Source organism: Stenotrophomonas sp. MYb238 (assembly GCF_009496535.1).
Lineage (GTDB): Bacteria > Pseudomonadota > Gammaproteobacteria > Xanthomonadales > Xanthomonadaceae > Stenotrophomonas.
In genome coordinates this window covers 33,836-54,243 of the sequence record NZ_WIDL01000019.1, presented here as the reverse complement: position 1 = coordinate 54,243, position 20,408 = coordinate 33,836, and the positions used below count along the sequence as shown (strand labels likewise).

The window sequence follows — 20,408 nt, the reverse complement described above, 5'->3', positions numbered from 1 at the left end:
GGCGGCCGTGGTCGGTGTGTTGGGGGAGCAGCAGCGTTACGCGGGGGTCATGGGGCGACGAGTTCGGCCGAATCGCCCTCCTCGCCGATCAGCACGGCGTTGGCCCAGTTGCCGCAGACCTGGGCGGGTTGGCTGCCCTGCGCGCCCAGCGTGCGCAGGCTCAGCGAGGACAGGCCGCGGATGTCCAGCTCCGGCTTGACCACGCCGGGCGCCTTCACCAGGCCGCTGTCGTAGAGCAGGCGGCCGTCGCCCCAGACCTGGAACTGCATGCCGCCGGCGGCGCGGCAGGCATCGTCGATGCCGAGGTCGGCGCGCAGCAGGTGCCAGCGGCCCTTGAGCGCGAGATCGACGCGGCTGTCCGCGCCCACGCCCAGGCCGCGGCGGAACTGCAGGCCGTTCATGCGCATGGCGGCATCGCCGCGGAAGGACTGGTCGGCGCGGACGCTGCCGGCCAGCGCGGCCGGCAGCGGCAGCTGGGAGAGGTATTGCTGCCGTGCCGGCCGTTCCGGTTGCTGCTGTTCGAGGATGCGGAAGGTGGACAGCGCGATCGGGCCGACGTCGCGCGGCTGCAGCGCGTCGACCGCGCGCGCGGCTTCAGCCTGCGCGGCAGTGACCATCGGATCGCTGCCGGCAGCACCGTCGCCATCCGGGTTCTGCACGCCGAGCACGCGGAAGCGCAGCAGGCGGCCGGCATGGGCCGGGAAGTCGATGCGCTGCAGGCCTTCCTTCAGCGGCAGGCGGCCGCGGGCGATGGGCTGGCCCCACTCGCCGTTGCTGTCGGCCATGTAGATCTCGTAGTCGCGCACCTGGCCGTGCTTCCAGTGCTGGTCGTTGCGCGGCGCCAGTTCGACGCCGTCGATCATGCGCCGCTCGCCGAAGCCGATCACCCATTCGTGGGCGCCGGTGCGGATGGCCTGATTGCGCACGGTGCGGAACCAGGTGGCCGGATCGTCGTCGAAGGCGTTCTCCAGCGGATAGCCCTTTTCCTCGGCCGGGCGGTTTACCACCAGCAGGCTGTCCGGCGGCAGCGCGCGGCCCTGCTCCGGCGCGGCCGGGAACGCGTCGTCGGCCGCGGCCGCGGCGGCCGGGAAATCCATCTGCAGCTGCAGCGGCTGGCGGATGTCGACCGTCGCGGTGCGCACGTGCAGGGTGCCGCGGCGTTCGCCGGCATCGAAGTACCAACCTTCGCCGGCCGCGGCGAAGGCGGCCGCATCGGCGAGCGCGGGCAGCGCGCGGCCGTCCAGCCGCACCGCCGCCGGCGCCTGCCGGTTGAGCACGCGCAGGCCGTAGCGGCGCTGCTGCAGCTGTCCGCGGTACTCGCCCTGCACCGGGTCGATGCGCACCTGCACCGGGCCGCTGCCCTGCGCCGGCGCCTGCACGCGGATCAGCTGCGTGCTCGATTCGCCCTGCTGGTAGCGGCGGGTGCTGCCGTCGTCCTCGTACAGCGTGTAGCTCGAATCGCCCTGCGGATACAGGTCGAAGGTGACCTCGTCCAGCGGCTTCTCGCCGTCGAACAGCATGGCCGGGTACATCGGCAGGATCGCGCCGGCGCGCACGAACACCGGCAGCGTGGCCAGGTCCACCTGGCGGTCGAACTGGCGGCCTTCAGCGCCGGCCTGCACGCGGCGGCCGTCCCAGTAGTCGTACCATCCGCCCTCGGGCAGATGGATGTCGCGGCGCCAGCCGCGGCTGGCGGCCTGGCTGCGGTAGACCGGCGCCACCAGCAGGTCGCGGCCGAGCAGGAACTGGTATTTGTAGGCCTCGTCGCGCGCATGCGGGTCGCGCGGGTTGTCCCACATCAGCCCGCGCACCGGCGGCGCGCCGGTCTGCGCGGCCTCGTGCACCAGCCCGTACATGTACGGGGTCAGGCGCATCTTCAGCTTGAGGTAGTCGCGGTTGATGCCGCGGTAGGGCTCGTCGAACCACCACGGATGCTTGCGCGCGCTCGAGGACCAGCCGCTCATGCCCATCAGTACCGGGGTGAACGCCTTCCACTGCAGGTCGCGGGTGAAGGTCTCGGCGCTGCCGCCGAAGATCGCATCGACGTCGCCGCTGGCGTAGGCCATGCCGGACAGGCCCGAGCCGACCAGGGTCGGCACGTGCCAGCGGATGTAGTCCCAGCTGCTGCTCTGGTCGCCGGTCCAGGCCACCGCGTAGCGCTGGATGCCGGCCCAGCCCATCACCGTCCACAGGAACGGGCGCGAATCGGAATTGTCGAGGATGCCGTTGAACGCCTGGCGGTTGGCGTCCATCGCGAACTGGTAGCCCTTGCCGGTCCAGGCCACGTCCAGTTTCTGCACGCGGGTGCCGGCCTTGCCGACTTCCCAGGCGATCTTGTCCACGCCGTTCTCGGTCCACAGGCCGGTCTTGAAGCCGTACTTCGCCAGGCCCTGCACGGTCTCGGGCAGCTGCCTGTAGCCGCAGCCGTAGCCGTCGTTGGGCAGGATCCAGCCGCCGGGCATGTCGTTTTCGCGGTACCTGGCGGCGACGCTGTCGACCACGTCGATCGTGGTGCCGGTGGGGCCGTCGCTCCAGCCTTCGGGCACGCTGCCGGGCTTCTTGATGTTGTCGCCGTCGTTGTAGCAGTCGGCATCGCCGTAGGACAGCGCCCAGCGCGCGACCATGTTCGGGCGGCCGGTCAGCCGGGTATAGCGCTCGATCAGCCGCGGCAGGTCGGCGCCGACGAAGTAATAGGCGTCGAAACGGTCTTCGCGGTGCAGCAGCGTGGCCTGGTCGGGCTGACGCAGGTCGTAGCTGCCGTCGCTCCACGTATTGCGCAGCATGCCCCAGCCACGCGAGCTGAGCAGCATCGGCGCCGGGCTGGGCCGGTCGCCTTCCTCCCAGCCGCCGGAATAGGAAATCTCCAGTTCGCGGCCCTTGAACTGGTAGCGGCCGTTCTGCTGGCCGCCGCCGAAGAAGGCTTCGTCGGCCTGCGAGGACAGCACCTGCACGCTCTGCTCGGCATCCAGGTCCAGCGGTTGCAGCTCCTGCCACAGCGCGGTGGCGCGGCCGTCGTCCAGCCGCTCCAGGCGCAGCCGCAGCGGTTGCCGCTGCACGTGCAGCACCAGCGCATCGGTGCGCACGCGGATTTCCTGCGCGTCTTCTTCCAGCTGCGCCTGCACGGTGGCCCTGGGCTGCGGCAGCACGATGGGCGCGGCCTTGTCGCCGGCGCCGGTCAGCTTGCCCTTACGGCCGGCCTGCACGCGGACGATGTCGCTGGCCGGCAGTTCGATGCGGATGCGCGCGCCGTTGTCGGTGAGCAGGTCCCAGCCGCGCACGCCGTCGCGGCCGTCGTTGGCGCCGACCGAACGCAGGTTGCCCACCGGCTCGGCATGCAGCGGCAGCGCCGGCAGCAGCAGGACGGAAAGCAGCGCCACCGGCAGTGGCAGACGACGTACGCGCTTGTGCACCTTGCTCCCCAGGCCCGTGCGGGCATTCGATGGCGGTTACGCCGACTCTAGGGCAGCATTTCGAAAGATGTCAACAAAATGAAAGCAAAAGACAAGAATTTTTATATCAATCGAAAGATTGTGCAAAGCACCACTTTCCTTATGCGCTCCTGCGGCGTGAACTCTGCCTGCGAAAGCAATTTCCGGCCGACCTTTCGATTCGGGGCGGCGCGCCGGCAGAAGCGGTAGCACGAAAGAATTCTTTCCTTTTTCTTTCGATGTTTGACATTTCGAAAGAAAAAGCAGATCGTGCACCGGCCCAACAGGAACCAAGAATGGACGCCACCCTGCTTACCGATCCGTCCGCCTGGCAGCGCCTGGGCGGAGCCGATACCGCCGCCGAAATCGCCCAGCAGCCGGCCTTGTGGGAAACCCTGGCCGCCAGCCTGGAACGCGACCAGGAGCGCCTGCAGGCCTTCCTCGGCCAGCGCCTGTCCGACCCGGCGCAGCGCGTGCTGTTCACCGGCGCCGGCAGTTCCGGCTTCATCGCCGAGATGGTCGCCGACCACATCAACGCGCAGTGGCCCGCCGAAGTGCGCGCGGTGCATACCACCAGCCTGCTGACCCACCCGGCGCTGTACCTGCAGCGCGAGCGCCCGACCCTGCTGGTGTCGTTCGGCCGCAGCGGTTCCAGCCCGGAAAGCGTGGCCGCGGTCGAGCGCGTGCGCGCCGACGTGGACGACGCCCGTTTCCTCGACATCACCTGCAACGCCGACGGCGAACTGGCACGCCGCGGCGCCGGGCGCGAGGACACCTGCACCCTGCTGATGCCGGCGGCCAGCTGCGACCGCGCCTTCGCCATGACCAGCAGCCTGAGCTGCATGCTGCTGGCGGCGCTGGCGGTGTTCGACCGCGCGCCGTGGAGCGAACGCGGCGAGCGCATCGGCCAGGTCGCCGCGCTGGCGCGGGAAGGCCTGCAGCGCTGGGACGCGCCGGTGGCCGCGCTCGCCGCGCAGCCGTTCGACCGCGTGATCTACCTGGCCAGCGGCCCGCTGGAAGCGCTGGCGCGCGAAGCCGCGCTGAAGGTGCTGGAACTCACCGCCGGCCGCGTGCTGGCGATGGCCAACACGCCGCTGGGCTTCCGCCATGGTCCCAAGTCCACGCTCGATGCGCGCACCCTGGTGGTGATGGTGCGCAGCGCGCAGCCGCTGGCGCGCCGCTACGAGCAGGACCTGCTGGAGGAACTGCGCGGCGACGGCGTGGCCGGCAGGGTGCTGTCCATCGGCCCGCATTCGGACATCGGCATCGGCGACGACTTCACCCTGCAGGTGCCGGCCCTGCCCGACGCCTGGCTGGCGCCGGCGTGGCTGCCGTTCGCGCAGCTCTATGCGCTGCGCCGCTCGGCCGCGCTGGGGCTGACGCCGGACAATCCGTTCCCCGACGGCACCGTCAACCGCGTGGTCAAGGGCGTCACCATCCACCATGGCTGAGTCCGCCGCCAAGGCCTGCTACGGCATCGACATCGGCGGCACCAAGATTGAACTGGTGGCCTGCGATGCGGCCCTGCAGGTGGCCTGGCGCAAGCGCATCGCCACGCCGCAGGGCGATTACGCCGGCTTCCTGCAGGCCGTCGAAACCCTGGTCGCCGATGCCGACGCGTCGCTGGGACAGGCCGCGCAGGCCGTCGGCATCGCCCTGCCCGGCGTGCGCGACCGCCGCAGCGGCCGCCAGCTCAGCGCCAACGTGCCGGCCCTCACCGGCCAGTGCGTGGCCCGCGACCTGCAGGCGCGCCTGCAACGGCCGCTGCATTTCGGCAACGACCTGCAGTGCTTCGCCCTGTCCGAGGCGCATGGCGGCGCCGCCGACGGCTACGCCAGCATGTTCGGCGCGATCCTCGGCACCGGCGCCGGCGGCGGCTACTGCGTGCAGGGCCGGCTGATCGGCGGCTTCAACGGCCTGGCCGGCGAATGGGGCCACTGGAGCGTGCCGGCCAACCTGCTGCAGCGCCACGGCCTGCCGCTGCTCGATTGCGGCTGCGGCCTGCGCGGCTGCGTGGAGCGCTATGTCTCCGGCAGCGGCGTGGCGATGATCGAACGCCATCTCGGCGGCAGCGCCGCCAACGCCAGCGAGGTCATCGCCCTGGCCGAGGCCGGCGACGCCCGCGCGCGGCAGGCGCTGGACATCCACCGCGACCTGCTCGGCCACAGTTTCGCGGCGCTGATCCTGGCGCTGGACCCGCACGTGATCGTGCTCGGCGGCGGCCTGTCGCAGTACGCGCCGCTGTACGAACAGCTGCCGGCGGCGATCGCCGCGCACCTGTTCGCCGGCGTGCAGGTACCGCCCATCGTGCCACCCCGCTTCGGCGATGCCGGCGGCGCGCGCGGCGCCGCTCTGCTCGCCTGCCAACCCACTTTTTCCTGACCCGGGAGTTCGCCCATGTCTCCGTTGCAGACCCTGCTCGCCGCGCATCGCGCCGGCCACAACGTCGGCCTGTACAGCGTGTGCTGCAGCAACGAACAGGTGCTGCGCGCGGCCATGCACGTGGCCGCGCGCCACGGCACCGTGCTGCTGGTCGAAGCCACCTCCAACCAGGTCGACCAGTTCGGCGGCTACACCGGCATGACCCCGCCGCAGTACCGCGACTACGTGCGGGCGCTGGCCGACGAGGAAGGCTTCCCGCGCGACCGGCTGGTGCTCGGCGGCGACCACCTGGGCCCCAACGCCTGGCAGAAGCAGCCGGCGGCCGAGGCGATGGCGCACGCGCGCGTGCTGATCGAGGCCTACGTCGCCGCCGGTTTCCACAAGATCCACCTGGACTGCAGCATGTCCTGCGCCGACGACCCGGTGCCGCTGCCCGACGCCACCGTCGCCGCGCGCTCGGCCGAACTGGCCGTGATCGCCGAACGCACCGCCGCCGCGCACGACCTGCCGCCGCCGGTCTACGTGATCGGCACCGAGGTTCCCGTGCCGGGCGGCGAAGCCTCGCTGGACGCCGGGCTGGCGGTGACCGCGCCGGCCGCGGCCGCGCAGACGCTGGAGATCCACCGCCGGGCCTTCGACACGCCGCCGCTACGCGATGCCTGGCAGCGGGTGATCGCGATGGTGGTGCAGCCGGGCGTGGACTTCGACCACAGCAGCGTGCACGACTACGATCCCGCGGCCGCCGGCGAGCTGGCCGACTTCCTCGAAAAGCAGCCGCGCATCGTGTTCGAGGCGCACTCCACCGACTACCAGCGCGAGAGCGGGCTGCACGCGCTGGTGCGCGACCACTTTGCCATCCTCAAGGTCGGCCCGGCGGCGACCTTCGCCTACCGCGAGGCGCTGTTCGCGCTGGCCGCGATCGAGGCCGAACTGCTGCCGGCCGCGCAGTGCTCGCGCCTGCCGCAGGTGCTGGAGGAGGTGATGGTCGCGCAACCGAAGTATTGGCAGGCGCACTACCACGGCGACGAAGGCACGCTGCGCCTGCTGCGCGCCTTCGCCTTCAGCGACCGCTGCCGCTACTACTGGGGCGAGCCGGCGCTGCTGGACGCGGTGCGCACGCTGTTCGCCAACCTGGAAAAACACGCGCCGCCGCTGGTGCTGCTCAGCCAGTACCTGCCCGAACAGTTCCGCGCGGTGCGCGAGGGCACGCTGGCCAATACCCCCGGCGCACTGGTGCGGCACCGCATCGGCCTGTGCCTGGACGAATACGCGCGCGCCTGCTCGGCCAATACCGCCGGTGCGCGCGGGCAAGGCGAAAGTTCCGCCCACCCGAACCTTGCGAACGGCTAAGCTCGGCCTTTCGCGGAGAAAGCACGAGATGGCCATGCGCAACACCCGTTCCCGCCGGCAACAGATCCTGCAGCAGCTGATCGAGCAGGGTGCGGTGCAGGTCGCCGAGCTGGTCGGGCGCTACGGCGTGTCGGCGGTGACCATCCGCACCGACCTGGGCCATTTCGAGGAACAGGGCCTGGCCACGCGCACCCACGGCGGCGCCACCCTGGTGCGCACGCCGCCGCAGGAGCAGGACATCCACGAGAAGGATGCGCTGAACCTGCCGCTGAAGGAGTCCATCGGCGCGTGCGCCGCGCAGCTGGTGCAGCCCGGCGACAACATCATCATCGACTCCGGCTCGACCACGATGACCCTGGCCCGCCACCTGCGCGGGCACCGCGACGTGACGGTGATGACCAACGGCCTGAACATCGCCTGGGAGCTGGCCAACGCACCGGGCGTGAACGTGCTGCTCACCGGCGGCCAGCTGCGCAAGCAGTCGCTGTCGCTGCAGGGCAGCCAGGCCGAGGCCAGCCTCAACCCGTACAGCTTCGACACGCTGTTCCTGGGCGTGGACGGCCTGGACCTGCAGTTCGGCCTGACCACCCACGACGAGGCCGAGGCGCGCCTGAACCACCGCATGGTCGAACGCGCCCGGCGCATCGTGGTGCTGACCGACACCTCCAAGTTCGGCCGCGTCAGCCTGCACCGCATCGCCTACCTGGACCAGATCCACGCCGTGATCACCGACGCCGGCATCGACGAGGCCACGCGCGAGGGGCTGCAGCGCCGCGGCATCGAAGTCGTGGTCGCCGAAGCGGCGGCGTAGGCCGGAACGGTCCCTCCCGGAACGAAGCCCCGTTCCCCCTGGAGCGATAGTGCGCGGCTGCGTGCCGCAGGTGTGGGCCGGCGCCAGAGCGGACTGGAAGGGAACCAGCCGCGCCGAAAGCAACCATCGGCAGCGCGACGGCAAACGCATCGCCACCAGCCTGACGGGAAACACGAACGGTGGACACGTCGTGAGGCTTCGCCCTGCCCTCATCCGCCCCTTCGGGGCACCTTCTCCCGTGGGGAGAAGGGACAAGCGCGCCCATGCCATCGGCGCTACACCGCCGAGTGTGGCGAAGGCGCAGGCATCCGTTGGACGCCTCACTTCCCCTGTGGAAAGCGGAAACGCAAACGGCCGCCCGGAGGCGGCCGTTGCTGCGACGGGCGCGAAGCCCGTGGCGGGTATTACTCGGCGGCCTTGGCAGCCTGGCGCGCGGCCTTGGCCTGCGCGGCGGCGGCCAGGTCTTCCTTGATGCGGGCAGCCTTGCCTTCCAGGCCACGCAGGTAGTACAGCTTGCCGGCGCGGACCTTGCCGCGGCGCTTGACTTCGACCGAGTCGATCAGCGCGCTGTGGGTCTGGAACACGCGCTCCACGCCGTAGCCATGCGAGATCTTGCGCACGGTGAACGAGGAGTTCAGGCCGGCGTTCTTGGTGCCGATCACGACGCCTTCGTAGGCCTGCACGCGCTCGCGGTTGCCTTCCTTGACCTTGACGTTGACCACGACGGTGTCGCCCTGGCTGAACTTCGGCAGTTCGCGGGTGATCTGGGCGGATTCGAAGTCCGCGACGATGGATTTGTTCAGCTTGCTCATGGGTGCACCGATGTATTCGGAGTGGGCGTGTCGATTCGACAGCGGGGTCTCATGCAGTCGCCGGATTGCGCTGCACGTTTGTTGTAGTTGGAACCGCCGCTACCGGTCAGGCAGCAGCAAGCCGCGCATTATAGATGACCTTCCGGCCCGGTGCCAGTAGTGCCGGCCAGCCCGCATCACCTGGTATTCCTGCGTTGCCGCCCAGCGGCCGCGCTGCCGGGGTGCCCGGGCGGAACGCGTGGAGTGCCTCCCGATCCGCCGGAAACCCGGTCCACGCGCAGAGGCCGGGCACAAAACCCTGCCGAAGAAACTCGATGCGCGGCAAACCGCCCGCCTACGGTTCCTTGCGGGCCTCGTCCAGCAGCTTGCGGTCGGCCTTGCCGAGGCCGGCTTCGTCCAGCAGGTCCGGTCGGCGCAGGGCGGTGCGCAGCAGCGACTGCTGCCGGCGCCAGCGCGCGATCGCGGCATGGTTGCCCGAGCGCAGCACCTCCGGCACCTCGCCCAGCGCGTGGCTGGCCGGCTGGCTGTAGTGCGGGCAGTCGAGCAGGCCATCGCCCTCGAAACTGTCCTGCACCGCCGATTCGGCGTCGTTGAGCGCGCCTTCCTGCAGGCGGGTGACCGCATCGATGATCACCGCCGCGCCCAGCTCGCCGCCGGACAACACGTAGTCGCCGATGGAGATTTCCTCGTCCACCTCGGCGGCGAGGAAACGCTCGTCCACGCCCTCGTAGCGGCCGCACAGCAGGATCATGCGCGGCAGCGCCGCCAGTTCGCGCACCCCGGCCTGGGTCAGCGGCCGACCCTGCGGGCTGAGGTAGATCAGCGGCGCCGGGGTCGGGTCGGCGGCGCGCGCGGCGGCCAGCGCCGCGCGCAGCGGCTCGATCAGCATCACCATGCCCGGGCCGCCGCCGAACGGACGGTCGTCCACGCGGCGGTAGTTGCCCTCGGCGTGGTCGCGCGGGTTCCAGCCGTGCAGTTCGAGCAGGCCGCGCTCCTGCGCGCGGCCGACCACGCCCAGCGCGGCGGACTGCGCGATGAACTCGGGAAACAGGGTGATGACGTCGACGCGCACCGGGTCAGAACTCCGGATCCCAGTCGACCACGATCAGGTTGGCGTCGAAATCGACCGACTTGACGAAGTCGCCCATCACGAACGGCACCATGCGCTCGCGGTCGCCGCGCACCACCAGCACGTCGTTGGCGCCGGTGTTGAACAGGTGCGAGGCGCGGCCCAGCTTCACGCCGTCCACGGTCTGCACGTCCAGGCCCTCGAGATCGACCCAGTAGTACTCGTCCGGACTCGGCGGCGGCAGCGCGCTGCGCGCGATGTAGATCTCGGTGCCGCGCATGGCTTCGACCGCGTTGCGGTCGTCCACGCCGGGAAAGGTCGCCACCAGCGTCTTGGCGGCTTCGCGGCCGCGCACGCCGGTGATCTGCGACTCCTGCCCGGACGGGCTGCGCAGGATCCACGGCTGATAGTTGAAAATGGCCAGCCGCGGCTCGGTCCAGGACTCGAGCTTGAGCTCGCCGCGCACACCAAAAGCGCCGGTCACCCTGCCCAGCAGGATCCGGCGCTCGGAATCTTTCTTCATAAAGCAGTCGGGCCGCGCTTGCGCGCGGCCCGCCAGGATCAGGCCGCAGCGGCCTGGGCCTTGGTCGCTTCCTTGTACAGGTTGCGAACCTTGTCGGTCAGCTGGGCGCCGTTGGCGACCCACTTGTCGACGGCGGCGATGTCCAGCACCACGCGCTGTTCTGCGCCCTGGGCGACCGGGTTGTAGTAGCCGACGCGCTCGATGTTGCGGCCGTCGCGGGCGCTGCGCACGTCGGTGACGATGATGTGGTAGAACGGACGCTTCTTGGCGCCGCCGCGGGTCAGTCGGATCTTGACCATGGTGGTTTTTCCTTTGTAGCCCAGTCGCCAGGATGGCGCGGTAAGCCGGCGATTATAGCCGCGGCCCTGCGCCATTCCAAGCCCGCCGCCCGTCCTGCCTGAATGGCTGGCTCAGAGCGGCCGCCAGGGCTCCAGCGCCAGCGCCTGCCGCAGCCGTTCCAGCAGCGCCTGCGAATCCGCAAACCGGCATCCGCCGATGCGCGCCAGCGGCCACAGCCCGGTGGCGTTGCAGGCCACCGCCCCGGAGAAACCGGGTAAGGCTTCCAGCGGGATTTCCCGCCGCGACTGCGCCAGCCCCTGCCGCTCCAGCCCGGCGACCAGCAGCTGTTCCGCGGTGCCGCGCAGCGCCTCCGCCTGCGGCCACACCACCTCGTCGCCGGCGAGCAAGGCGATGTTCCAGGTGCTGCCCTCGCCCACCCGCCCGGCCGCATCGACGAACAGGGCATCGTCGAATCCCTCGCGCATGGCCTGGCGCCGGTACTGGAACAGCGGGAAGGTGCCGACATGCTTGAGCTGCGGCCACGCGCGCTGGTAGCGCACCGGCAGGACTGCGCAGGCGGCGGCGGGCACCGTCGCCGGCGCGGCGATGCCGATCAGCACGTCCACCGGCACCGCGCGCAGCGGCTGGCGGAAGTCGAAGGCGCGCGAGAACACGGTGATGCGGACCGAGGCGTCCTCCCTGCCGCAACGCTCCAGCGCCTGCCGCAGCCAACCCAGCAGCCGCGCCTCGTCCAGTTCGGCGTCGAACAGTTCGCGCGTGCCCTGCTGCAGGCGCCGCAGGTGCAGGGCCCAGCCCTGCGCCGCGCCACCGCGCACCTGCAGCGAGGTGAAGTGTCCGTAGTTGACCAGTGCGGCGCCGACCAGCGCCGCATCGACGGGCTCGCCGTTGCAGGTCAGGTGGCTCACAGCAGCGCCTGCGCCTGTTGCCACATCCCCTGGACCACGGCAGCGGCGGGACCGCGCCGGGCCATCCACGCCGATTGCCCGGCCCAGGCCTGCATCGCGTCCAGGCGGTTGTCGGCCTGCGCCTGCCTGCGCATGCCGGCGGTGAGCCCACGCTGCACCGGATAGGGCTGCGGACGCGGCGCATCGGCGGCCTCGGCGGCGCGCACATAGCCGGTATCCAGCGCACGGCCCAGGCGGCCGCTGAAAACGCGGGTGGCACGGGTGTGTTCCGGCTCCGCCGCGGTCAGCGCCTGTTTCCAGGCATCGGGAATCGTGGATTCGTCGGCGGCGAGGAAGGCCGTGCCCACCTGCACCGCGCTGGCGCCGAGCATCAGCGCGGCGGCCACGCCGCGGCCATCGCCGATACCGCCGGCCGCGATCACCGGCACGTCCAACCGGTCGGCCAGGCGCGGCAGCAGCGCGAACAGCCCGCTCATCTGCGCGTCGGCGCGCGCGGCCTCGAACGCGCCGCGATGGCCGCCGGCCTCCATGCCCTGCGCGACCACCGCATCGGCACCGGCCGCCTGCGCCCGCAGCGCTTCGTCCAGCGTGGTGGCGCAGGCGAACCAGGCGATGCCGGCGGCCTTCAGGCGGCGCGCCTGCGCCGCGGAGAACACGCCCATGATGGTCGAGGCCACCGCCGGCCGCGCCGCTATCAAGGCATCGAACTGCGCATCGAAATCGGCCGGGCCGGCATCGCCGGCGCTGGCCGGCACCGGCGGCCCCCAGCGCTCGAGGAAGGCACGGGTCGCCGCTTCGGCCGCGGCATCGCGCGCTGGCGCCGGGTCGGGCACCCAGACGTTGACCTGGGCCGGCCCATCCGACTGCCGGCGGAAGTCGTCCATCCACTGCCCGATCTGTTCCGGCGTGGACAGCACCGCGCCCATCGCGCCCATGCCGCCGGCATTGGCCACGGCCGCGGACAGGGCCACCGGGCAGGCGCCGGCCATCGGCGCCAGCAGGATGGGAAGCGCGATGCCGAAACGCTGGCAGAAGCGGTCCGCGCGTTGCCGGATGTCCGGGGTCATGGCGCACTCCAATCGGGGGTCGCCATCATCGCCGAGCCGTCCTGTGGCGCCAATGTCGGCAGACAGCAAGTCACGCAAGCTCCCGCGGCACGGGCATCTGCATCCGGTACCAGTCCTCGACCCGGCCTTGGCGCAGGTCGAAGTCGCGCACGGCCTGCGGGCGCTGCAGGAAGGGGCCCCACAGCCGCAGGTCAACGAAATCCGTGGCCGGCCGGGCGCGCCACTCCGGCGGCCCGTGCAGTTCCAGCTCCAGGCAGTGGAAGCCGTCGGCGCCGCAGGTGAAGACGTGGCGGCCATCCGCCACGCCGCCGTCGTACAGGTGCGGTCCGCGCACGAAGCCATACAGGCGCAGACGGGCGTCGGTGAAACCGACCGCGCCGTCGTCGCGCGGCAGGCGGCGGCCGAACACGTCCGCCTGCCATGCCTGCTCCAGCACCAGCACGTCGCCCTGGCTCAGCTGCAGGTACCAGCGGTAGAGGTGCCGGTACTGCGCCAGCCAGTCGATGGAAGGATCGCCCACGCCTGCTGCGTCCCATGCATCGGCGACATCGGCGAACAGCAGCACTGCGCCGCACGGCACGTTGGCGACCTCGCGCGATGGCAGGCGCGCGCGCGTCTGCAGCGGGTGTTCGCCGTCGATCCGCACCACCACGCCGCCTTCGCCGTCGCGTTCGTAGCGGCAGGTCGCGCCGTCCTCCGGCTCCAGCGGCAGCGAGAGCGCGTCCGGCGCGGGCACCGCCAGCCAGATGCCGATGCTGCCGGCGGCCGCGGAAGCGCCCGGCGCGTCCTGGCCGATACCCAGCGAATACACGCCGGTGCGTTCGATCGCAATGCGGATCTCGTCCAGGCTGCCGGCGTCGAACCAGCGCCGCCCGCCCGGCGCCGGCGCACACAGGTCGCAGGGCCAGTGCGCCGGCGCGCCGCTCTCGCCCCGCGCATCGGGGTGGAAGCGCAGCAGCAGCACGTCGCCTGCGCGCAGGAACATCTCGTGCGTGGCGCAGATGTCCGCGCGCGGGAAGCGTTCATTGTGAAACGGCTCGAGGTCGGCGACATGCCGGCGCCATTCGCGTCCGGCCGACGCCGGTTCCCGCAGCACATCGGCGCGTGGCGGCGGATCGTGCAGGGGCGACAGGGCGGCAGCCGGCGCGACGGCGGGCTCCCGCTCCGCCCGCACCGCGGGCGATCCTGCACGCCGCCGGAACAGGGCATCGACCAGCCCGGCCCCCAGCAGCAGCGCGACCCACAGTACCAGCGTGGCCGGCAGCAGCGCCCAGCCGGACGCCAGCCGCAGGGCCAGCACCAACGCCAGGCCCAGGAGGATGGCGTGCTGGCCCGGCGACCAGGACACGCGACGGCTCAGCGGAACGGCAGGCCGCCCTTGCCGCCCATGGCGCCGAGCATGCCCTTCATGTTGCGCATCATGCCCTTCATGCCGCCGCCGGCCAGCTTGCCCATCATCTTTTCCATCTGCATGTACTGCTTCATCAGCTTGTTGACGTCGGCCGGCTGGGTGCCGGAACCGCGCGCGATGCGGGCGCGGCGCGAGCCGTTGAGCAGGCCCGGGTTGCGGCGCTCCTTCCTGGTCATCGAGTTGATGATGGCGATCATGCGCGGCACTTCCTTGCTCTGCTGCACCTGCTGCTTGAGGTGCTCGGGGATCTGCCCCAGGCCGGGCAGCTTGTCCATCAGCCCGCCGATGCCGCCCATGTTCTGCATCTGCTCCAACTGGTCGCGCATGTCGTTGAGGTCGAACTTCTTGCCCTTGGCGACCTTCTCGGCCAGCTTCTGCGCCTTGTCCTTGTCGACCTGCTGCTCGACCTGCTCCACCAGCGACAGCACGTCGCCCATGTCCAGGATGCGGCTGGCCACGCGCTCGGGGTGAAACACGTCCAGGCCGTCGACCTTTTCGCCGGTACCGGTGAACTTGATCGGCTTACCGGTGACGTAGCGCACGCTCAGCGCGGCGCCGCCGCGGGCGTCGCCGTCGGTCTTGGTCAGCACCACGCCGGTCAGCGGCAGCGCCTCGCCGAAGGCCTTGGCGGTGTTGGCCGCGTCCTGGCCGGTCATCGAATCGACCACGAACAGGGTTTCGGCCGGGTTGACCGCCGCATGCAGGGCCTTGATCTCGGCCATCATCGCGTCGTCGATGGCCAGGCGGCCGGCGGTGTCGACGATCAGCACGTCGGCGAAGGACTTGCGCGCGTCGTCGATGGCCGCGCGCACGATGTCCACCGGCTTCTGCTCGGCCGCCGACGGGAAGAACAGCACGCCGACCTGCTCGGCCAGCGTCTTCAGCTGCTCGATCGCGGCCGGGCGATAGACGTCGGCCGAGACCACCATCACCTTCTTCTTGCGCTTTTCCTTCAGGTGCTTGGCCAGCTTGCCGACCGTGGTGGTCTTGCCCGCGCCCTGCAGGCCCGCCATCAAGATGATGGCCGGGGCCGGCACGTTGAGGTTCAGGTCGGTGGCCTGCGCGCCCATCACCGCGGTCAGTTCGTCGCGCACCACCTTGATCAGCGCCTGGCCCGGGGTCAGCGACTTGAGCACTTCCTGGCCGACCGCGCGCACCTTGATCTTCTCGATCAGCGCCTGCACCACCGGCAGCGCGACATCGGCCTCCAGCAGCGCGATGCGCACCTCACGGGTCGCCTCGCGGATGTTCTCCTCGGTCAGGCGGCCGCGGCCACGCAGGCGCTCGATGGTGCCGGAAAGGCGCTGGGTCAGGGACTCGAACATGCGGTGCAACCTGCGGGAACGTTGGCAAAGAGATCGAAATTATAGCGGCCGGCGGCTTCGACCGCCGCCCCGCCCCGGCGCACGTCGCCAGCGGCGGGCGCGTGTGCGAAACTGTGGCGATGACAATCGTTCTCATCGCCGTCGCGCTCTACCTGCTGTCCACCGGACTGCTCGTCCATGGCCTGGCGGCCGAGCGCGCCGCCAGCGCCCGCGGTTGGCTGTGGCCGGCGACCGGCGCGGTCGTGCTGCACGGCGGCTACCACCTGATGGTGGCGATGCGCACCAGCGGCGGGCCGGACATGCATTTCTTCGCCGCGCTGTCGCTGGTGGGCCTGGGCATGGCCCTGCTCACCACCGTGGTGGGCGCGCGCGGGCGCATGGCGGCGCTGGGCGTGCTGGTGTTCCCGATGGCCGCGCTGCTGCTGCTGGCCTACCACGGCTACGGCCACGAACCGAGCAAGGTGCTGGGCTGGCAACTGGCCACCCACGCGTGGCTGGCGCTGCTGGCCTACGCCACGCTGAGTATCGCCGCGCTGCTGGCGATCATGCTGTGGCTGCAGGAACGCGCGCTGCGCCGGCGCGACTTCCGCCCGTGGCTGCGCGCCCTACCGCCGCTGACCGACCTGGAAATGCTGCTGTTCCGCACCATCACGGTCGGCTTCTGCCTGCTGACCCTGACCCTGGTCACCGGCGTGCTGTTCGTGGACGACCTGCTGGCGCAGAAGCTGGTGCACAAGACCGTGCTCAGCGTGCTGTCGTGGCTGGTGTTCGGCACGCTGATGATCGGCCGGCGCCGCCATGGCTGGCGCGGGGTGAAGGCCGTGCACTGGACGCTGAGCGCGATGGTGCTGCTGCTGCTGGCCTTCTTCGGCAGCCAGTTCGTGATCGAACTGGTGTTCGGGCACGCACGCTGAGCGGCCGGCCCGGCGCCGCCCGCCTCAGGGGAGCGGCTGCTCCAGTATCCCGCGCAGGGATTGGCCGCGATCGGTGACCAGGTCGTCGACCCGCCAGCAGCCATCATCCTGCCGGCGCATCGCCAGGCGCGTCCGCCGGGGCTCGCCCCAGACCGAAAAACGCACCTCCACCGTGCCGGCCGCCGCAGACCGCGCCTGCCACCGGTAGGCGGCGTCGCTGTCGATCTCGCCGTCCTGGCCGTCCAGCCACGGGTCGTAATCCAGCCGGCAGATGCCCTGCTCGCGTTCCTCGCAGTCGCGTTCGTCCGCCATCGCCGTGGCGAACTGCGTACTCAGCAGGGTATCGGGCGCATCCAGGAAACGCGCCGCCGTGCCCGCCTCGAACAGCGCGCGTGCCACGGCCAGCGGATCGCCGCAGGCGGGCGCGGCCTGTACCGCCGGCGCCAGCAGCAGCCCCAGCATTCCGATCCCGGCCCATGCGCTACGCATCGATGCATTCCCTACGGCGACGAACCGCGAGTGTAAGGCTCAGGCGGCCTCGATCGCCTCGGCCAGGCGCTCGACCGCGATCACTTCCATGCCCTTGACCGAGCCGGCCTTGGGCGCGTTGGCCTTGGGCACGATGGCGCGCCTGAAGCCATGCGTGGCCGCCTCGCGCAGGCGTTCCTCGCCATTGGGCACCGGGCGGATCTCGCCGGACAGGCCGACCTCGCCGAAGGCGATGGTCTTTTCCGCCAGCGGCTGGTCGCGCAGCGAGGACAGCACCGCCAGCAGCACCGGCAGGTCGACCGCGGTCTCCTGCACGCGGATGCCGCCGACCACGTTGATGAACACGTCCTGGTCGCCGACCATCACCCCGCCATGGCGATGCAGCACCGCCAGCAGCATCGCCAGCCGGTTCTGCTCCAGCCCCACCGCGACCCGGCGCGGGTTGGACAGCGGCGAGGCATCGACCAGCGCCTGCACTTCCACCAGCAGCGGCCGGGTGCCCTCGCGGGTGACCATCACGCAACTGCCGGGCTGGCGCGTGCTGCCGCCGGACAGGAAGATCGCCGAGGGATTGGGCACTTCCTTCAGCCCCTTCTCGCCCATCGCGAACACGCCCAGTTCGTTGACCGCGCCGAAGCGGTTCTTGAACGCGCGCAGCACCCGGAAGCGGCTGCCGCTCTCGCCCTCGAAATACAGCACCGCATCGACCATGTGCTCGAGCACGCGCGGCCCGGCGATGCCGCCCTCCTTGGTGACGTGGCCGACCAGGAACACGGCCGTGCCGGTCTCCTTGGCGAAGCGCACCAGCCGCGCCGCGCTCTCGCGCACCTGGCTGACCGAGCCGGGCGCGGCGGTGAGGGTCTCGGTCCACAGCGTCTGCACCGAGTCGGCGACGATCAGCTTCGGCCGCGCCGCGGCGGCGTGCTGCAGGATCAGTTCGATGCCGGTCTCGGCCAGGGCGTTGAGCCCGTCCAGCGGCAGGTCCAGGCGCACCGCGCGCCCGGCCACCTGCGCCAGCGATTCCTCGCCGGTGACGTAGAGCACCGGCAGGGTGCCGGCCATCCTCGCCAGCGCCTGCAGCAGCAGGGTCGACTTGCCGATGCCCGGGTCGCCGCCGACCAGCACCACCGCGCCTTCGACCAGGCCGCCGCCCAGCACGCGGTCGAACTCGCCGATGCCGGTGGACACACGCGCGTGCTCGCTCTGCCGCACGTCCTTGAGCGCGGTGATCTTCGGCGCCTCGACCTTGCCGGCCCAGCCGCCGCGCCGCGCGGCCGGCGCCTTCGCCGCGGCCGCACTCTCCAGCACGACCTCGCCGAGCACGTTCCAGACGCCGCACTCGGTGCACTGCCCCTGCCACTTGTTGTACTCGGCGCCGCATTCGCTGCAGACATAGGCGGTGCGGTTCTTCGCCATCGGGATTCCTTCGGTGGATGCGCGCACAGGATACCCGCCAGCCGTCGCAGCCGATGCGACCGCGCGCCTAAAGAAGCCGGGGCGCTGGCCGTTAGTTGATGCACTCTTTCACCCACGGAACATCGGAATTCCCCCATGGTCGGTACTTACGACCCGCCGCTGGTCGTGTTCTCCCTGCTGGTCGCCATCCTCGCCTCGTACACCGCTCTGGACATGGCCGGGCGCCTGGCGACGGCGCAGGGGCGCGGCCTGTACGGCTGGATGGCCGGCGGCGCGCTGGCGATGGGCCTGGGCATCTGGTCGATGCACTTCATCGCCATGCTGGCCTTCAACCTGCCGATCCCGGTCGGCTACGACCTGGCCATCACCCTGTACTCGCTGGCCGCTTCGGTCGGCGCCTCGGCCTACGCCCTGTGGCTGGTCTCGCGCCCGCGGCTGCCGCTGCTGCGGCTGCTGGCCGGCGCCGTGCTGATGGGCAGCGGCATCGCGGCCATGCATTACCTGGGCATGGCCGCGATGCGCATGCAGCCGGGCATCGACTACGACCCGCTCTGGTTCGCCGCCTCGATCCTTGTGGCTATCGCCGCGTCCGGCGCGGCGCTGTGGATCGCCCTGCGCCTGCGCCGCGAGGGCCGCCATACCCGGCTGCTGCGGCTGGCCGCCTCGCTGGTGATGGGCCTGGCGATCGTGGGCATGCACTACACCGGCATGGCTGCGGCGGACTTCCCGGCCGGCAGCTTCTGCGGCGCTGCGGTCGACGGCGGGCTGCAGAGCCGCTGGCTGGCGGTGCTGGTGATCGTCACCACGCTGGGCATCATCGGCATCACCCTGATCGCCTCGCTGTTCGATAAGCGCCTGCACAGCCGCACCGGACGCCTGGTCGATTCGCTGGCGCGCGCCAACCAGGACCTGGTCGAAGCCGCGCTGCACGACCCGCTCACCCGCCTGCCCAACCGCATGCTGCTGCAGGACCGGATCGAGCAGGCGATCGAGAAGGCCAGGCGCCACGACGCCTCGGTGGCGGTGATGTTCTGCGACTTGGACGGCTTCAAGCTGGTCAACGACGCCTACGGCCACCAGTTCGGCGACCGCCTGCTGATGCGCATGGCCGAGCGCGTGCGCGACCTGCTGCGCCCGCAGGACACCCTGGCCCGCCTCGGCGGCGACGAGTTCGTCGTGGTGCTGGGCGTGGAATCGACCGACGACGCGGTGGTGGTGGCCGAACGCATCACCGCGGCGGTGGCCGAACCGTTCGTGATCGACGCGGCCGAACTGCAACTCAGCGCCAGCCTCGGCATCGCCCTGTACCCGGACGATGCCACCAGCGAACGCGAGTTGATGGCCCACGCCGACGCGGCGATGTACCACACCAAGCAGAGCGGGCGGAACGGCTACACCTTCTTCACCCCGGCCATGCAGGCCAGCGCCAGCCGGCGCCTGCGCCTGCTGCAGGACCTGCGCCGCGCGCTGGCCCGCGACGAACTGCTGCTGCACTACCAGCCCAAGTTCCCAGCCAGCGGCCAGCCGGTGATCGGCGCCGAGGCGCTGCTGCGCTGGCAGCACCCCGAACTCGGCCTGCTGGGGCCGGACGCCTTCATCCCCATCGCCGAACGCAGCGGCCTGATCCTGCCCATCGGCGACTGGGTGCTGGACCGCGCCTGCGCCCAGCTGCGCGCCTGGCACGACGCCGGCCATGGCCACTGGTCGATGGCGGTGAACCTGTCGCCGCTGCAGTTCGCCTCGCCCTCGCTGGTGGAGACGGTGCGCCAGACGCTCCAGCGCCACGCGCTCGATCCCGGCCACCTGACCCTGGAAGTGACCGAGACCACCGCGATGAAGGACGTGGAGAGCAGCCTGCAGCTGCTCAACACGCTGACCGCGATGGGAGTGAAGATCGCCATCGACGACTTCGGCACCGGCTATTCCAGCCTGCTCTACCTCAAGCGCATGCCGGCCTCGGAGCTGAAGATCGACCGCGCCTTCGTGCGCGACCTGGAAAGCAACAGCGAGGACGCCGCCATCGTCTCCTCGATCGTCGCGCTCGGCCGCTCGCTGCAGCTGCAGGTGGTGGCCGAAGGCGTGGAAACCGAGGCCCAGCGCGATTTCCTCGACCAGCTGGGCTGCGACCTGCTGCAGGGCTACCACCTCGGCAAGCCGATGGATCCGGAAGCCTTCCTGCGCCAGGCCGTTCAAGCGGGAAGCTGAC

17 protein-coding genes are annotated in these 20,408 nt (G+C 70.9%); 6 read left to right on the top strand and 11 right to left on the bottom strand.

Features of this window, described 5'->3' with window-relative positions; genetic code table 11:
* Window positions 1-47: 47 nt before the first annotated feature.
* The gene (locus tag CQ393_RS13205) at window positions 48-3,410 is read right to left on the bottom strand and encodes a TIM-barrel domain-containing protein (protein WP_343199967.1); all 3,363 of its coding nucleotides are present in this window, start codon (window positions 3,408-3,410) and stop codon (window positions 48-50) included.
* A 314-nt stretch (window positions 3,411-3,724) separates the two neighbouring features.
* On the opposite strand from CQ393_RS13205, the gene CQ393_RS13200 reads away from it, so the two are divergent.
* Genes CQ393_RS13200 through CQ393_RS13185 form a run of 4 tightly spaced genes read left to right on the top strand, consistent with a single transcriptional unit; the run spans window position 3,725 to window position 7,971 of the window.
* A complete protein-coding gene (locus tag CQ393_RS13200) occupies window positions 3,725-4,879 on the top strand; it encodes an SIS domain-containing protein (protein ID WP_153192014.1) in 1,155 nt (384 codons plus the stop codon).
* Window positions 4,872-5,810, top strand: a complete 939-nt coding sequence (locus CQ393_RS13195) for an ROK family protein (protein ID WP_153192013.1) — start codon at window positions 4,872-4,874, stop codon at window positions 5,808-5,810. The genes CQ393_RS13200 and CQ393_RS13195 overlap by 8 nt, the downstream gene beginning before the upstream one ends.
* A gap of 15 nt (window positions 5,811-5,825) precedes the next feature.
* Entirely contained in the window at window positions 5,826-7,160 is a 1,335-nt protein-coding gene (locus CQ393_RS13190; protein ID WP_153192012.1) for a D-tagatose-bisphosphate aldolase, class II, non-catalytic subunit, read from the top strand.
* Between the two features lie 34 nt (window positions 7,161-7,194).
* Complete coding sequence (locus tag CQ393_RS13185) at window positions 7,195-7,971, top strand: DeoR family transcriptional regulator (protein WP_153192011.1); 777 nt, start codon at window positions 7,195-7,197, stop codon at window positions 7,969-7,971.
* 404 nt (window positions 7,972-8,375) lie between these two features.
* Here CQ393_RS13185 and rplS read toward each other — a convergent pair whose 3' ends face one another.
* From rplS to ffh, 8 genes are all read right to left on the bottom strand, one after another.
* On the bottom strand, window positions 8,376-8,783 hold the full coding sequence (rplS, locus tag CQ393_RS13180) for a 50S ribosomal protein L19 (protein WP_153192010.1): 408 nt from the start codon (window positions 8,781-8,783) through the stop codon (window positions 8,376-8,378).
* Between the two features lie 334 nt (window positions 8,784-9,117).
* The gene (trmD, locus tag CQ393_RS13175) at window positions 9,118-9,855 is read right to left on the bottom strand and encodes a tRNA (guanosine(37)-N1)-methyltransferase TrmD (RefSeq protein ID WP_343199966.1); all 738 of its coding nucleotides are present in this window, start codon (window positions 9,853-9,855) and stop codon (window positions 9,118-9,120) included.
* A gap of 4 nt (window positions 9,856-9,859) precedes the next feature.
* Complete coding sequence (rimM, locus tag CQ393_RS13170; RefSeq protein ID WP_153192009.1) at window positions 9,860-10,375, bottom strand: ribosome maturation factor RimM; 516 nt, start codon at window positions 10,373-10,375, stop codon at window positions 9,860-9,862.
* A gap of 38 nt (window positions 10,376-10,413) precedes the next feature.
* Entirely contained in the window at window positions 10,414-10,674 is a 261-nt protein-coding gene (gene rpsP / locus CQ393_RS13165) for a 30S ribosomal protein S16 (RefSeq protein WP_054664242.1), read from the bottom strand.
* 111 nt (window positions 10,675-10,785) lie between these two features.
* Window positions 10,786-11,580 (bottom strand): aminotransferase class IV, encoded by a 795-nt coding sequence (locus CQ393_RS13160; protein WP_343199965.1) that lies wholly within the window; start codon window positions 11,578-11,580, stop codon window positions 10,786-10,788.
* Entirely contained in the window at window positions 11,577-12,647 is a 1,071-nt protein-coding gene (locus CQ393_RS13155) for a nitronate monooxygenase (RefSeq protein ID WP_153192008.1), read from the bottom strand. Before CQ393_RS13155 ends, CQ393_RS13160 begins: the two co-directional genes overlap by 4 nt.
* A gap of 70 nt (window positions 12,648-12,717) precedes the next feature.
* Window positions 12,718-13,995, bottom strand: a complete 1,278-nt coding sequence (locus CQ393_RS13150; protein WP_153192007.1) for a hypothetical protein — start codon at window positions 13,993-13,995, stop codon at window positions 12,718-12,720.
* An 8-nt stretch (window positions 13,996-14,003) separates the two neighbouring features.
* Complete coding sequence (gene ffh / locus CQ393_RS13145; RefSeq protein ID WP_153192006.1) at window positions 14,004-15,383, bottom strand: signal recognition particle protein; 1,380 nt, start codon at window positions 15,381-15,383, stop codon at window positions 14,004-14,006.
* 119 nt (window positions 15,384-15,502) lie between these two features.
* On the opposite strand from ffh, the gene ccsA reads away from it, so the two are divergent.
* The gene (gene ccsA / locus CQ393_RS13140) at window positions 15,503-16,297 is read left to right on the top strand and encodes a cytochrome c biogenesis protein CcsA (protein WP_153192005.1); all 795 of its coding nucleotides are present in this window, start codon (window positions 15,503-15,505) and stop codon (window positions 16,295-16,297) included.
* Between the two features lie 24 nt (window positions 16,298-16,321).
* Here ccsA and CQ393_RS13135 read toward each other — a convergent pair whose 3' ends face one another.
* A complete protein-coding gene (locus CQ393_RS13135) occupies window positions 16,322-16,786 on the bottom strand; it encodes a hypothetical protein (protein WP_153192004.1) in 465 nt (154 codons plus the stop codon).
* Between the two features lie 39 nt (window positions 16,787-16,825).
* Window positions 16,826-18,202, bottom strand: coding sequence for a DNA repair protein RadA (gene radA, locus CQ393_RS13130; protein ID WP_153192003.1), 1,377 nt, complete (start codon window positions 18,200-18,202; stop codon window positions 16,826-16,828).
* Window positions 18,203-18,337: 135 nt separating this feature from the next.
* Here radA and CQ393_RS13125 point away from each other — a divergent pair, with 135 nt between their 5' ends.
* Window positions 18,338-20,407 (top strand): bifunctional diguanylate cyclase/phosphodiesterase, encoded by a 2,070-nt coding sequence (locus CQ393_RS13125; RefSeq protein WP_153192002.1) that lies wholly within the window; start codon window positions 18,338-18,340, stop codon window positions 20,405-20,407.
* Window position 20,408 lies beyond the last annotated feature (1 nt).

Coding starts and splice junctions, on each gene's coding strand:
- CQ393_RS13200 (WP_153192014.1), top strand. CDS start 3,725: ATGGACGCCACCCTGCTTACCGATCCGTCCGCCTGGCAGCGCCTGGGC.
- CQ393_RS13195 (WP_153192013.1), top strand. CDS start 4,872: ATGGCTGAGTCCGCCGCCAAGGCCTGCTACGGCATCGACATCGGCGGC.
- CQ393_RS13190 (WP_153192012.1), top strand. CDS start 5,826: ATGTCTCCGTTGCAGACCCTGCTCGCCGCGCATCGCGCCGGCCACAAC.
- CQ393_RS13185 (WP_153192011.1), top strand. CDS start 7,195: ATGCGCAACACCCGTTCCCGCCGGCAACAGATCCTGCAGCAGCTGATC.
- rplS (WP_153192010.1), bottom strand. CDS start 8,783: ATGAGCAAGCTGAACAAATCCATCGTCGCGGACTTCGAATCCGCCCAG.
- rimM (WP_153192009.1), bottom strand. CDS start 10,375: ATGAAGAAAGATTCCGAGCGCCGGATCCTGCTGGGCAGGGTGACCGGC.
- rpsP (WP_054664242.1), bottom strand. CDS start 10,674: ATGGTCAAGATCCGACTGACCCGCGGCGGCGCCAAGAAGCGTCCGTTC.
- CQ393_RS13155 (WP_153192008.1), bottom strand. CDS start 12,647: ATGACCCCGGACATCCGGCAACGCGCGGACCGCTTCTGCCAGCGTTTC.
- ffh (WP_153192006.1), bottom strand. CDS start 15,383: ATGTTCGAGTCCCTGACCCAGCGCCTTTCCGGCACCATCGAGCGCCTG.
- ccsA (WP_153192005.1), top strand. CDS start 15,503: ATGACAATCGTTCTCATCGCCGTCGCGCTCTACCTGCTGTCCACCGGA.
- CQ393_RS13135 (WP_153192004.1), bottom strand. CDS start 16,786: ATGCGTAGCGCATGGGCCGGGATCGGAATGCTGGGGCTGCTGCTGGCG.
- radA (WP_153192003.1), bottom strand. CDS start 18,202: ATGGCGAAGAACCGCACCGCCTATGTCTGCAGCGAATGCGGCGCCGAG.
- CQ393_RS13125 (WP_153192002.1), top strand. CDS start 18,338: ATGGTCGGTACTTACGACCCGCCGCTGGTCGTGTTCTCCCTGCTGGTC.